At 65.8% G+C, this 12715-nt stretch carries 14 protein-coding genes; 4 read left to right on the top strand and 10 right to left on the bottom strand.

All coding sequences use genetic code 11. From position 1 onward, the window contains the following. Positions 1-392 precede the first annotated feature (392 nt). Positions 393-1010 carry a hypothetical protein gene (locus ACN0SE_RS09405; protein ID WP_417524258.1) on the top strand — a complete coding sequence of 206 codons (618 nt, stop codon included), beginning with the start codon at positions 393-395 and terminating at the stop codon, positions 1008-1010. A gap of 158 nt (positions 1011-1168) precedes the next feature. Here the strand turns inward: ACN0SE_RS09405 and rpsU are convergent, their stop codons facing one another. Beyond that, entirely contained in the window at positions 1169-1375 is a 207-nt protein-coding gene (rpsU, locus tag ACN0SE_RS09400) for a 30S ribosomal protein S21 (protein WP_005614280.1), read from the bottom strand. 282 nt (positions 1376-1657) lie between these two features. On the opposite strand from rpsU, the gene ACN0SE_RS09395 reads away from it, so the two are divergent. Genes ACN0SE_RS09395 through ACN0SE_RS09385 form a run of 3 tightly spaced genes read left to right on the top strand, consistent with a single transcriptional unit; the run spans position 1658 to position 4015 of the window. Then, positions 1658-2350, top strand: a complete 693-nt coding sequence (locus tag ACN0SE_RS09395) for a COQ9 family protein (RefSeq protein WP_417524257.1) — start codon at positions 1658-1660, stop codon at positions 2348-2350. A 10-nt stretch (positions 2351-2360) separates the two neighbouring features. Next, positions 2361-3347, top strand: coding sequence for an NAD(P)H-quinone oxidoreductase (locus ACN0SE_RS09390; protein WP_417524256.1), 987 nt, complete (start codon positions 2361-2363; stop codon positions 3345-3347). Next, the gene (locus tag ACN0SE_RS09385; protein ID WP_417524255.1) at positions 3344-4015 is read left to right on the top strand and encodes a class I SAM-dependent methyltransferase; all 672 of its coding nucleotides are present in this window, start codon (positions 3344-3346) and stop codon (positions 4013-4015) included. Before ACN0SE_RS09390 ends, ACN0SE_RS09385 begins: the two co-directional genes overlap by 4 nt. A gap of 226 nt (positions 4016-4241) precedes the next feature. On the opposite strand, the gene ACN0SE_RS09380 is transcribed toward ACN0SE_RS09385, so the two are convergent. The 9 genes from ACN0SE_RS09380 to aroA form a co-directional block, all read right to left on the bottom strand. Continuing rightward, positions 4242-4856 carry a hypothetical protein gene (locus tag ACN0SE_RS09380; RefSeq protein WP_417524254.1) on the bottom strand — a complete coding sequence of 205 codons (615 nt, stop codon included), beginning with the start codon at positions 4854-4856 and terminating at the stop codon, positions 4242-4244. A gap of 131 nt (positions 4857-4987) precedes the next feature. Next, entirely contained in the window at positions 4988-5656 is a 669-nt protein-coding gene (locus tag ACN0SE_RS09375) for a phosphoribosylanthranilate isomerase (RefSeq protein ID WP_417524253.1), read from the bottom strand. A 10-nt stretch (positions 5657-5666) separates the two neighbouring features. Next, on the bottom strand, positions 5667-6017 hold the full coding sequence (locus ACN0SE_RS09370) for a LapA family protein (protein ID WP_417524252.1): 351 nt from the start codon (positions 6015-6017) through the stop codon (positions 5667-5669). Positions 6018-6025: 8 nt separating this feature from the next. After that, positions 6026-6307, bottom strand: coding sequence for an integration host factor subunit beta (gene ihfB / locus ACN0SE_RS09365; protein ID WP_417524277.1), 282 nt, complete (start codon positions 6305-6307; stop codon positions 6026-6028). 326 nt (positions 6308-6633) lie between these two features. Next, a complete protein-coding gene (gene rpsA / locus ACN0SE_RS09360; RefSeq protein ID WP_417524251.1) occupies positions 6634-8313 on the bottom strand; it encodes a 30S ribosomal protein S1 in 1680 nt (559 codons plus the stop codon). A gap of 218 nt (positions 8314-8531) precedes the next feature. Then, complete coding sequence (locus tag ACN0SE_RS09355; protein WP_417524250.1) at positions 8532-9593, bottom strand: hypothetical protein; 1062 nt, start codon at positions 9591-9593, stop codon at positions 8532-8534. 40 nt (positions 9594-9633) lie between these two features. Continuing rightward, positions 9634-10626 (bottom strand): aldo/keto reductase, encoded by a 993-nt coding sequence (locus tag ACN0SE_RS09350; protein ID WP_417524249.1) that lies wholly within the window; start codon positions 10624-10626, stop codon positions 9634-9636. 2 nt (positions 10627-10628) lie between these two features. Then, entirely contained in the window at positions 10629-11243 is a 615-nt protein-coding gene (gene cmk / locus ACN0SE_RS09345; protein WP_417524248.1) for a (d)CMP kinase, read from the bottom strand. Between the two features lie 108 nt (positions 11244-11351). Beyond that, positions 11352-12701: a 3-phosphoshikimate 1-carboxyvinyltransferase gene (gene aroA / locus ACN0SE_RS09340; protein WP_417524247.1), complete on the bottom strand. Its 1350-nt coding sequence runs from the start codon at positions 12699-12701 to the stop codon at positions 11352-11354. Positions 12702-12715: the final 14 nt, after the last annotated feature.

Below are 12715 nucleotides of genomic sequence, written 5' to 3'. Positions count from 1 at the left end.
CTGCCGCCCTGCCGGACACTCCCCCCCGGCAGGGCAGCCCTCAAGACCGGCCTTCGGGCCGGTTTTCTGTTTTCAGACATAATTATTTTCGTGGCTCTCATTGGCGGTCCGACGCCGACGAATGCGCCCACCTCGCGCCAGCGCGAGATCACCCCGGTCATGAAAACCTGGGAAAACTGTACGCTTAGCGCCCTGCACCCCAATCACCACTAACGTTTTGTTTATCAAGGAAAGCGGTTCGCTGGCGGGAACAGACCGGCCTCGGCGCGGTTCTCTCGGTGCTGGTGGCTATCACTGGCTGCCAAACGAGTAACCAAGTAACGCCCCTCACTCGGGGCCGTTTACCGAAAGGACGAAACATGAAACGCATTTTTTACGCTAGCGCCCTTGCCATGACCCTCGCTACCGGCGTCTCCGCCGCGACCATCGAGGCGACCGAGCAGAACCTCGTGCAAATTCAGGCCTACGTACCCGAAGCCACCATGGTTGACCTCGAAGCCATGTCCGACACCGACATTCGCGTGATCCTGAACGCAATCAGCTCGGGCGAAGATGCCGACGGCAAGGCCAACACCGTGCGCGCCCTGTTCATGGACGCGAGCAAGATGGACGCCGACATGGCAACCACCACCGAGTTCGCCAATGAAACCAACCTGCTGAAGATCCAGGAATTCGTGCCCGAAGCCACGCTGGCCGACCTTGCGCGGATGGAAAACGACCAGATCGCCAGCATCCTGAACGCGATCGCCGAAGGTGACAACGGTGCCGACAAGGCCGCAACCGTGCGCGCCCTGTTCGAAGGTGACGATTCCATGGTGATGCATGCCAATGCCACCAGCGACTTCGTCAACGAGACCAACCTTGCCAAGATCAAGCAATACGCTCCTGACATCGCCTTGGGTGATCTGGCGCGGATCGGTGACGAGCAGATCGCCCAGATCCTCGACCTGATCGCCGGCGACGACAGCGAAGGCGACAAACGTCAGGCGGTTCAGGCCTACTTCGAGTAAGCCTCTGCCCCTAGGCCGGACCCTCCGGGTCCGGCTGCCCTTGAAAGGACCGGTCGCCCTGCGGCCGGTCTTTTTTCGTAACTGACTGCCGGACAAAGAAAAACCCCCGAAGCCGGGGCTCGGGGGTCGTATCTTCTTGTGTCCAAAGCTGGGTCTGCTCAGAGCAGTCCTTCGCGCTGGGCTTTCTTGCGCGCCAGTTTCCGGGCACGGCGGATCGCTTCAGCTTTCTCGCGCGCTTTTTTCTCGGACGGCTTCTCGAAATGTTGCTTGAGCTTCATTTCGCGGAATACGCCTTCACGCTGCAGCTTTTTCTTCAGGGCACGAAGCGCCTGATCGACATTGTTGTCGCGAACACTAACCTGCATGTGGTTTTCACCACCTTTCTAAGTTTGAGTTGCAAGGAAATTGCAGGAAGTGGCCATATAGCAAAGCGCCCCTCACTTGTCCAGTCCCCGGGCACCCTGCCCCGCCGGGACATCCTGTCCCATCCCCCCGCCGCCGGAACATGCGCGCAGGCCACGGGTTTAGGCGGTGAGACCCGCAAACAGGCCCTGCGACCAGCGTCGAATTCCTTGACCGATGGATGCGCGATGCGGGTTTCATGGCGCCGCTGCGCGCTGTAACCTCGGCCCGACAGGAGACGCCAGATGACGCAAACCCCGATAGAAGACAGGCTGCTCAACGCGATGATCTCGCATGTGCCTTTTGACGGCTGGAGCGAAGCTTCGTTCCGCGCCGCCATTTCCGAGAGCGACGTCAACGACACCGTGGCACGGGCGCTTTATCCGCGCGGCGCGGTCGATCTGGCGCTGGCCTATCACCGCAAGGGCGACGCCGCGATGGTCGCCCGGCTGAACGAGGCCGACCTCTCTGCCATGCGTTTTCGTGACCGGATCGCCTTTGCCGTCCGCGCCCGGCTGGAGCTGGTCGAGGACAAGGAGCTAGTGCGCCGCGGCATGACGCTCTTTGCCCTGCCCACTTACGCGCCCGACGGTGCCAAGGCGGTCTGGGGCACGGTCGATGCCATCTGGACGGCGCTGGGTGACACCTCGGACGACGTCAACTGGTACACCAAGCGCGGCACGCTCGGCGCGGTCTACAGTGCGACGGTGCTCTACTGGCTGGGCGACGACAGCCCCGACCACCAGGCCACCTGGGAATTCCTCGACCGGCGGATCGACAACGTGATGCAGATCGAGAAGGCGAAAGCACAGGCGCGCGACAACCCGGTGCTGTCGAAACTGATGGCCGGGCCGAACCTGCTGCTGTCGCGGCTCAAGCCGCCGCGGCCAACGACGGGCTTTCCCGGGCGCTGGCAGCCACAAGATAGCGACAAATAGGGGACGAAGAATGACCAAGACGATGCAGGCGGTCGAGATCACCGCCCCCGGCGGGCCGGATGTGCTGAAACTCACCGAGCGCCCGGTGCCGGAGCCGCGCCCCGGCGAGGTGGTGATCCGCGTGGCCTGGGCCGGGGTGAACCGCCCCGATGCCCTGCAGCGCGCGGGCTCCTACGCACCGCCGCCCACCGCCAGCGACCTGCCGGGGCTCGAGGCCTCTGGTGAGATCGTGGCGCTGGGGCCCAACGTCAGCGACTGGGCCATTGGCGACAAGGTCTGTGCCCTGCTGCCGGGCGGCGGCTATGCCGAATACGTGGCGACCCCCGCCGCCCATTGCCTGCCTGTCCCCGAGGGCATGGGTATGAAAGAGGCCGCCTGCCTGCCGGAGACCTATTTCACCGTCTGGTCCAACGTCTTCCAGCGCGGCGGTTTGCAAGCCGGCGAGCGCTTCCTGGTACACGGCGGGTCGTCCGGCATCGGTACCACGGCGATCCAGCTGGCGGCGCATTTCGGCGCGCGGGTCTTTGCCACCGCCGGCTCGGCCGAGAAGTGCCGGGCCTGCACCGATCTGGGGGCCGAGCGGGCGATCAACTATCGTGACGAGGATTTCGTCGAGGTGCTGCGGGCCGAGGGGGGCGCCGACCTGATCCTCTGCATGGTCGGCGGCTCCTACATCGCGCGCAACCTCAAGACGCTCGCCGATGACGGCCGGCTGGTTCAGATCGCGTTTCTGCAAGGCCCCAAGGCCGAGGTGAACTTTGCCCCGCTGATGATGCGGCGACTGACCTTCACCGGTTCAACCCTGCGGCCGCAATCCGACCTCGCCAAGGCGCGCATCGCCGAGGCGCTGCGCCGCGAGGTCTGGCCGCTGCTGGACGCCGGGCGGATCGCGCCGGTGATGGACAGCGAATTTGCCCTTGCCGATGCCGCCGCCGCCCATGCGCGGATGGAGGCCGGCGGGCATATCGGCAAGATCGTCCTCAAGGTGGCCGGATGAGCGAAGACCAGCCCGAGCGCGTGACGCCGCTGACCCTGTTGCAGGACGATGCGGTGCGCGACAGCTTCGAGACCTTTCGCGAGGCGATGACCGGCGCCATGCTGTTTCCGCGCAAGGCGGGCCTCCGGAAATACTGCGTCAAGCAGGCGCTGGCGGCGCATGGCACCGAGGGGCTGTATGCCGAGTTCGGCGTCTGGCGCGGCCATGGCGTCAATCTCTTTGCCCGGATGCTGGAGCCCGAGGGCGGCCATGTCACCGGCTTCGACAGCTTCGAAGGGTTGGAGGAGGACTGGACCGGTCACGCCCGCGGCGGCGAGGCCGGGCGCTACAACCTCGACGGCGTGTTGCCAGAGGTGCGCCGCAACGTGACGCTGGTCAAGGGCTGGGTGCAGGACACCGTACCGGGCTGGCTGGCGCAGCAGGGCGACAGGCCGGTGGCGCTGGCGCATTTCGACATGGACACCTATTCGCCGACCGCCTTTGTCCTGGGAGAGATACGCTCGCGGCTGGTGAAGGGCAGCGTGCTGCTGTTTGACGAGCTCTACGGCTATCCGGGCTGGCGCCACCACGAATACAAGGCGCTGCAGGAAGCGCTGCCCGAGGACAGCTATCGCTTCATCGGGTTTTCCGAGCAGGCCGTGGGGCTGGAGATGACGCGGGACCTGTGACGGCTCCGACCGGTCTGTGGCCCCGGCCCGGAAACAAGGCCGCAGGCCGCCGGGCCGGCGGCTGCCCGCCCCACCGGGCAGCCGCTTTGTTTGGTCAAGCGCGCCGATCTGGTCCCTTCGGACTTGGCTTGGATAAAGTGCTGCCGAACCACCGGCAGAGCGGCATCCCGCGGGCAGCCGCTGGCCCGGCTCGTTCCAAGATAGTCTTCCGCAGCCGCCGACCCGACTACGCCAGTGCTGCCTTGCCCAGCCCTGCAGTCCGCCGCGCCTGACGGCGGTGTGCCGTCAGGATCACGATGCCCACCTGCGGCTCGACCAGCGCCATCAGCGCGGCCAGCCTGCCAGAGACCCGCCGCCGCCGCGACAGCCCCATGCGCCGCATGAAGAACCGCACCTCGACCGAGGACAGAGGCGAGGCGGCCGCATCCTCGACCGTCACCTCGAAGCGCTCGCGCCCCAGGAGCAGGTCCCGGCAGAGCGCCTTGATCTCGCCCCGCCGCTCGGCCAGCGCATCGCAGCGCGCCCAGGCGGTGCTGGCCCGCGTGAAGGCCTGCTCGGGGTCATGGCCCAGGGCATGGAAGGCCAGCGGCCGCTGCAGGTGTCGGATCTGCCAGATCATCTGGCCATCGTCTGTAATGCCGCGTCGGGCATACATCGCACCGTCCTCGGAAAAGACGCAGTAGGACATGTCGACCCACATCTTCACCCAGGCCTCGGACTGCCACTGGATGTCACCGGGGGTGGCCTGCAGACCGGGATATTCGGCAAAGAGCAGCTTGCGTTCGACGGCCAGCCGCGCCCTGCGCTCGGCCGTTCGGTTTCTGTCGTAAAGACGTTTCATTCAATCACCTCGAAAAAGACCAGCAGGCGACGTCGGATCGAACGGGTAATTCCGTTCACGGCGTCCTGCCTCGTGGTGATCTTGCCTCGGAGGGGGTGGTCAAATCCAGTCAGGGATTCCTGACCAGCGGATCAGCGCAACTTGGGCGGCGCCGTCTGCGCGGAAGTTGCGGCCTTGATGAAGGCAGCCATCTTGCCGGCGTCCTTGATGCCCGGCGCGCTCTCGACGCCGCTGGCGACGTCGACCTGGGTGGCGCCGGTCATGGCAATGGCCTCGGCCACGTTGTCGGGCGTCAGCCCACCCGCCAGCATCCAGGGCAGCGGCCAGCGTCGCCCGGCAATCAGCCGCCAGTCAAAGGTCAGGCCGTTGCCGCCCGGCAGTTCGGCGTTCTTCGGCGGCTTGGCGTCGATCAACAGCTGGTCGGCGACGCGGCCGTAGGTGGCAATCGGCGGCAGGTCGTCTGCGTCGGCGACACCCAGCACCTTGATCACCGGCAGGCCGTAGCGCGCCTTGATCTCGGTGACACGCTCGGGGCTCTCCTGGCCGTGCAGCTGGATCATGTCGAGCGGCATGCCGCCGGTAATCGCATCAAGCAGGGCATTGTCGGGGTTCACCACCAGCACCACCTTGGCGATCCCCGGCGGCACGTCCAGCGCAAGCTGTCCGGCATTGGGGATGTCCACATAGCGCGGCGATTTCGGGAAGAAGTTGAAGCCGAGGTAATTGGCCCCGGCCTCGGCGGCCGCAGCCACGTCCTGTGGCCGAGTCAGACCACATATCTTGGTGCGTACCTCGGTCATCCCAAACCGATCAGCTCGCCTCGTCGAGAATGGCCAGGACCTCGTCCTCGCCCTCGTGCTTCTCGGCGCGCAGGCGACGCAGCTGGCGCTTGAGCTCCTTGATCTCGCGGTCCTTGCGGGCGCTCTCGGCACGCTGCTTGAACTCGCGCAGCCATTCCCAGATGAAACCGATCAGCAGCCCTGCGGCGACACCGGTGATGATCACCACAAAGAGCGGCAGGTCGATCGACTGGTTGGTGCCGGCCAGCGCCGCCAGCCCCGAAGGCAGCAGCGTCAGGGTGACGATATCCCGATTGGCCACGGCCACGGCCACCAGCGCCAGAGCCACGATCGCCAGGAAGGCGTATTTGATATACCGCATGTGTCGCTTTACTTTCCGTTCAGACGATCGCGCAGCAGCTTGCCGGTCTTGAAGAACGGCACGTGCTTTTCTTCCACCTCAACGGCCTCGCCTGTCCGCGGGTTCCGTCCGGTGCGCGCATCGCGTTTTTTCACCGAGAAGGCACCGAAGCCCCGCAGCTCGACCCGATCGCCGCGCGCCATGGCGCTGGTGATCTCTTCGAAAACGGTGTTCACGATGCGCTCCACATCGCGTTGATAGAGGTGCGGGTTTTCATCCGCAAGTTTCTGGATCAGTTCCGATCTGATCATTTGCGCCATCCCCCCTGGACTGGTCCGCGCGAGAAGTCTCACTCCGCCGACTATACGGAGAACTTCCTGTTTCGCAAACCTGTGCTTGGGGCAAACTCCCTGAAAATCCGTGATTTTTTCGTCCGGCAGCGTGGGAAGTCCCAAAAACCGCCACCCTTTCAGGCGGCGGTGAGAGTCGCGGGCCTGTCAAGCCTGTCCTTTGATTCGGTGTGATTTTTTGCCCAAAGCGCCTGCAAGCCGCGACCGCGCGCCGGATCGGCCTTGGCCATGAAAAAAGCCCCGGTGCAGCGCACCGGGGCTTTCAAAGTTCACGTCAAGCGCGAGGCTTACTCGTCGCCGCCCTTCAGGGCTGCGCCGAGGATGTCGCCCAGCGATGCACCGGAGTCGGAGGAGCCATACTGCTGCACGGCCTCTTTCTCTTCGGCGATCTCGCGTGCCTTGATCGACAGGCCCAGACGGCGGGTCTTGCTGTCGACGTTGGTGACGCGGACGTCGACCTTGTTGCCGACCGAGAAGCGCTCGGGGCGCTGTTCGGCACGGTCACGCGACAGGTCGGAGCGGCGGATGAAGGACTTCATGCCTTCGTATTCCACTTCGATGCCACCGTCTTCGATCGCCGTCACTTCGACAGTGATCACGGAACCGCGCTTCACGCCTCCGATCGCATCGGCAAACTTGTCGCCGCCGACGTTCTTGATCGAGAGCGAGATACGCTCCTTGTCGATGTCGACCTCGGAGACAACGGCCTGGACCATGTCGCCCTTGCGGTAGTTCTGGATCGCGTCTTCGCCACGCTCGTCCCACGACAGGTCCGAGAGGTGAACCATGCCGTCGATCTCGCCGGGCAGGCCAACGAACAGACCGAATTCGGTGATGTTCTTGACTTCGCCTTCGACGACGGTGCCCTCGGGATGGGTCTCGGCAAAGACTTCCCACGGGTTGCGCATGGTCTGCTTGAGGCCAAGCGAGACACGGCGTTTCGCCTGGTCGATTTCCAGCACCATGACTTCGACTTCCTGCGAGGTCGAAACGATCTTGCCGGGGTGCACGTTCTTCTTGGTCCAGGACATTTCCGAGACGTGAACGAGACCTTCGACACCAGGCTCCAGCTCAACAAATGCACCGTAGTCGGTGATGTTGGTGACGCGGCCCTGATGCACCGATTCCAGCGGATACTTGGCAGCCACCAGATCCCACGGGTCTTCCTGCAGCTGTTTCATGCCGAGGGAGATACGGTGGGTTTCCTTGTTGATCTTGATGACCTGAACCTTCACGGTCTCGCCGATCGACAGGATCTCCGAGGGGTGATTGACGCGGCGCCATGCCATGTCGGTGACGTGCAGCAGGCCGTCCACACCGCCGAGGTCGACGAAGGCGCCGTATTCGGTGATGTTCTTGACCACGCCGTCGACCGCCTGGCCTTCGGCCAGGTTGGCGATGACTTCGGCACGCTGTTCGGCACGGCTCTCTTCGAGGATCGCACGACGCGAGACAACGATGTTGCCACGGCGACGGTCCATCTTGAGGATCTGGAACGGCTGCTTCAGACCCATCAGCGGGCCGGCGTCGCGCACGGGGCGGACGTCAACCTGCGAGCCGGGCAGGAAGGCCACGGCGCCGCCGAGATCGACGGTGAAGCCACCTTTGACACGGCCAAAGATCGCGCCTTCGACGCGCTGGTCGTCGGCATAGGCTTTTTCGAGGCGGTCCCAGGCTTCCTCGCGGCGGGCCATCTCGCGCGAGATGACAGCTTCGCCACGGGCGTTTTCAGCCGCGCGGAGGAAGACTTCGACTTCGTCGCCGACCGAGATGTCGGGCGCTTCGCCGGGGTTCGCGAATTCTTTGAGCTCGACGCGGCCTTCCATCTTGTAGCCTACGTCGATGATGGCCTGGCCCGCTTCGATTGCGATGACCTTGCCTTTGACGACAGAGCCCTCTTCGGGGGTGTCCATTTCGAAGCTTTCATTCAGGAGGGCTTCGAATTCCTCCATCGATGTGTTTGCCATGTGGCGGTTGGTTCCTTTTTCAAGTCACTATACTGGCCGGGCGGTTGTCTCCGCCGGTCTTGGGTTTGGTCACGAGGTCATCCGCAAAACGAAAGAGGGCCGGTAAAATCCCCGACCCTGCTCGATCCTCGTTCGCGGCGTTGATCGCCTTGTCGACGGGGCGTCCTTACACCTGTCCCGGGTGATATTCAAGGCCCTTCCCCAGAGTCAGTCCGGTGTCACCCTGACCCGCCCTGCCCCTCCAGGAGCACCGCGGCGGCAATCGCCGCCTCGGGGTCCGGCACGGTATCCTCGGGCACCTCGTCGCGCTTCAGGCTCTTCCAGCCGGTGGTCAGGCTGCGACAATGCAGGAAAGACAGATCGCCATGGGTGCGCCGGCGCAGGAAGGGCAGCCGTTCCAGCCCGTGCACGTCCCAGCTGAACCCGCCCAGCCGGCCGCCGGGCACAAGACACCATTTCGGCGGGCAGGGTTTCGGCGGGCTTGCGGTATGGCTGTGATCGGCATGGGTGAACGGCCCCTCGGCCCCCGGCGCCGGATAGACCCAGTGCCCCGCCACCTGCACGAAGCCCAGCCGCGAGGCGCAGGCGGCGTCGAAGACACTGTTGCCCCGGGTCACGATCAGCTCGTCGACGTCGCAGTTCAGCACCGCCCGCGCCTGCCCCAGAAACCGCAGCCGCAGCACGTTGAAGAGCGCGGTCTGCATGAATTTCTCGGTCCGGCGATAGGGCTTCTTGCCCACCGGCCCGTATTTGAACGGCACCTCCAGCACCTCGAGCCGCTTGAGCCCCAGCGCGCCCAGCGCCGCGCGCAGATCGTCCAGCGCATAATCGGTCGAGCCATTGTCCATCACGATCAGCGCCTCAAGCCCATGGGCATCGCGGTGATAGCGCGCATGGGTCACCAGCCAGTCGATCGGGTTGTTCCTGGACATCACGAAAGCGGTGTTCAGCCCGGCAAAGTGCTCAGGCGCCGCCCGGCTCACCCCGCTGGTGCCGGTCCAGCCCTGCAGCATCACCGAGAGCTGCGACGGGCAGTCGGGCGCATCGAGCTCGGCCACCTCGTGACGCGCATAGCGGCGCAGCCGGCGGAACCTCAGCGGAGTGTCGTCGCCACGAAACACCGCCTTGCGGAACGCCTGACGAAAGTTGTTGAGCGGCGGGCAGACGAGATAGAGCCGCCCCTTCGACCAGATCGCGTCATACCAGAGCGTCTCACGGTCGAGCGCGTCGAGATAGCCTTCGGGCTGGTACTTCTCCGCCAGCACCGAGCTGCGCCGCATGTGCGATGGCAGGCGGAGTGAGGCGAAATCAGCGGTCACCTCAGCAATACCGCTCGGGTCCGACGGACTGATCGACGCTGTAGCGGTCGCCATGGGCCCAGCCCACCGGCAGCACCGTCTCGATGCGGGCAAGGTCCTCGGCGCTCAGGCCGAGTTCGGTGCCGCGCACGCTTTCGCGGAAATGCGCCACCGACCGGGTGCCGGGGATCGGAATGACGTGATCGCCCTGCGCCAGCAGCCAGGCGATGGCCAGCGCCGCCGCCGGTTCGCCCATCTCGGCCGCCAGCGCGCGGAACCGGTCGGTCGCGGCGATATTGGCCTCGTAGTTGGGCGAGGTGAAGCGCGGGTTGGTCTTCATGAAGCCCAGGGTTTTCCGCTCGGCCGCGCCGATCGGCGCGTCGGTCAGCAGGGACCGGCCCAGCGGCGAAAAGGCCACCAGCGCCGCACCTTGGCGCGCGCATTCCTGAACGAGGCCCAGCTCCGGCATGCGGGTAGAGAGCGAGTATTCCGACTGTACCGCAGCGACCGGCGCCACCGCCGCCGCACGCCGCAGCGAGGACGGCGCGATCTCGGAAAAGCCGAAGGCCTTGATCTTGCCCTTGGCCTGCAGCGCCACCAGCGTTTCGGTCACCTCTTCGATCGGCCGGGTCCCTTCGCGCCGGTGCACGTAGAACAGATCGACCGCCTCGAGCCCCATGCGGGCGAGGCTCTGGTCCAGTTCGCTCTCCAGATGCTCGCGGGAATTGTCGAAACAGCGGTGGCCCTCGGCGTCGCGCGAGATCGCCGCCTTGGTGGCGATGTGAAAGATGTCGCGCGCCGCCGGGTTGCGCTTGAGATAGGCGCCGATGGCGTTCTCGGAACGGCCCATGCCGTAGACGTTGGAGGTGTCGATATGGGAGATCCCCAGCTCCAGCGCCGCATCGAGGATCGCCCAGGAGTTTTCTTCCGTCGTCGGCCCGTAGAATTCGGCAAAGGACATAGCGCCGATGCCCATGGCCGAGACCTGTTGTCCCGCGATCTGCCGTGTCGCCATGGTCACGCGCCCTGTTGCCGCGCCCGCACCGCGTCCAGCGCCGCGGCGACGGCCTCTTCGATGCTGAGCGTAGTGGTGTCGATGTGCACCGCGTCCTCGGCCGGCTTCAGCGGCGCTTCGGCGCGGCCCATGTCCCGCTCGTCGCGGGCGCGCACATCGGCCAGCACGGTCTCGAAGCTGGTCTCCAGCCCCTTTTCGCTCAGTTCCTTGAAGCGGCGTTCGGCGCGCACCTCGGCGCTGGCAATGACGTAGAGCTTGGCCTCGGCCTCGGGGCAGATCACCGTGCCGATGTCGCGCCCGTCCAGCACCGCGCCGCCGTCACGGCGGGCAAAGGCGCGCTGGAAATCAACCAGCGCGGCGCGGACCTCGGCCAGCACCGCCACCTTGGACGCCGCCTGCGCCACTTCCGGGGTGCGCAGGTCGGGGTTGTCCAGCGCCTCGGCGGTCAGGGCCTTGGCAGCAGCCAGCGGTTCGGCGCCATCAAGCACCTGCCGCCCGACCGCGCGATAGAGCAGGCCGGTGTCGAGATGCGCATAGCCCAGTTCGCGCGCCAGCGCCTTGGAGATGGTGCCCTTGCCAGAGGCCGCAGGCCCGTCGACTGCAATGGTGAATGCCATGTATGTTCCGTTCTTTGCTCGCGCCGCGCCAGCGGCTGTTGCGCTCAGGTTAACCAGTGCCTCGCCGATGTGAAACCGGTTGTCTCACCACAGCCCACGGCCCGGGCGTCACGCCTCGCGGCGGATGTCGGCGCCCAGCTGCGCCATCAGCGGCTCGAAGATCGGAAAGGAGGTGGCGATCGGCGTGCCGTCGTCCACCCGCACCGGCTCTTTCGTCGACATGCCGAGCACCATGAAGGACATGGCAATCCGGTGGTCGAGATGGCTGGCGCAGGTCGCCCCGCCCTTAACCGTGCCCGGGCCTTCGCCGGTGACGGTCCACCAGTCCGGACCGTCCTCGACCGTGACACCGCAGGCGCGCAGACCGGTGGCCATGGCCTCGATCCGGTCGCTTTCCTTGACCCGCAGTTCCTTGACGCCGGTCATCCGGGTGACGCCGGTGGCATTGGCCGCCACCACCGAGAGCACCGGGTATTCGTCGATCATGCTGGCGGCACGTTCCGGCGGCACGTCGATGCCCTTCATGTCGGGCGAGTATTTGGCGCGCAGATCGGCCACCGGCTCGCCGCCTTCTTCGCGCAGGTTCTCGTAATCGAGGTCGGCGCCCATTTCGCGCAGCGTGGTGAAGAGCCCGGCGCGCGTCGGGTTGAGCCCGATGCCCGGCACCAGCACGTCAGAGCCCGGTGTGACCAGCGCCGCGCAGACCGGAAAGGCCGCCGAGGAGGGATCGCGCGGCACCGCGATGACCTGCGGCTGCAACTCGGGCTGGCCGGTCAGGGTGATGACGTGGCCTTCGTCGGTCACCTCGGTGGTGATCTCGGCACCGAAACCCGCCAGCATCCGCTCGGTATGGTCGCGGGTGGCCTCCTGCTCGATCACCACGGTCTGGCCCGGCACATTGAGGCCTGCCAGCAGCACCGCCGATTTCACCTGGGCCGAGGGCACCGGCACCACGTAGCGCACCGGCACCGGGTTCTCGGCGCCCACCAGCGTCATCGGCAGCCGCCCACCGGAGCGTCCGACCGCCTGTGTGCCGAAGAGCGCCAGCGGATCGGTGACCCGCGCCATCGGGCGCTTGTTGAGGCTGGCGTCGCCGGTGTAGGTCACCGCGATGGGTGTGGTCGCCGCTGCCCCCATGATCAGCCGCACGCCGGTGCCGGAGTTGCCGCAGTCGATCACCTGGTCGGGCTCGGCAAAGCCGCCGACGCCCACGCCGTGCACATGCCAGGTGCCATCGTCGTCGCGGGTGATCTCGGCTCCGAAGGCGCGCATCGCCTTGGCGGTATCGAGCACGTCCTCGCCTTCGAGCAGGCCGGTGACCACGGTCTCGCCCACCGCCATGGCGCCCAGGATCAGCGACCGGTGCGAGATCGACTTGTCGCCGGGCACCTCGGCCGTGCCCGAAAGCGGCCCGCAAGGGGTGGAAATCATCGGGATTGGCGTGCCGTGGCCGGACATGGGCGGGTTCCTTC

It is taken from the genome of Marinovum sp. (assembly GCF_048263515.1).
In the GTDB taxonomy this organism is placed as follows: Bacteria; Pseudomonadota; Alphaproteobacteria; order Rhodobacterales; family Rhodobacteraceae; genus Marinovum.
The sequence above is the reverse complement of the archived record's forward strand: the minus strand, read 5'-3'. Positions and strand labels throughout refer to the sequence as shown.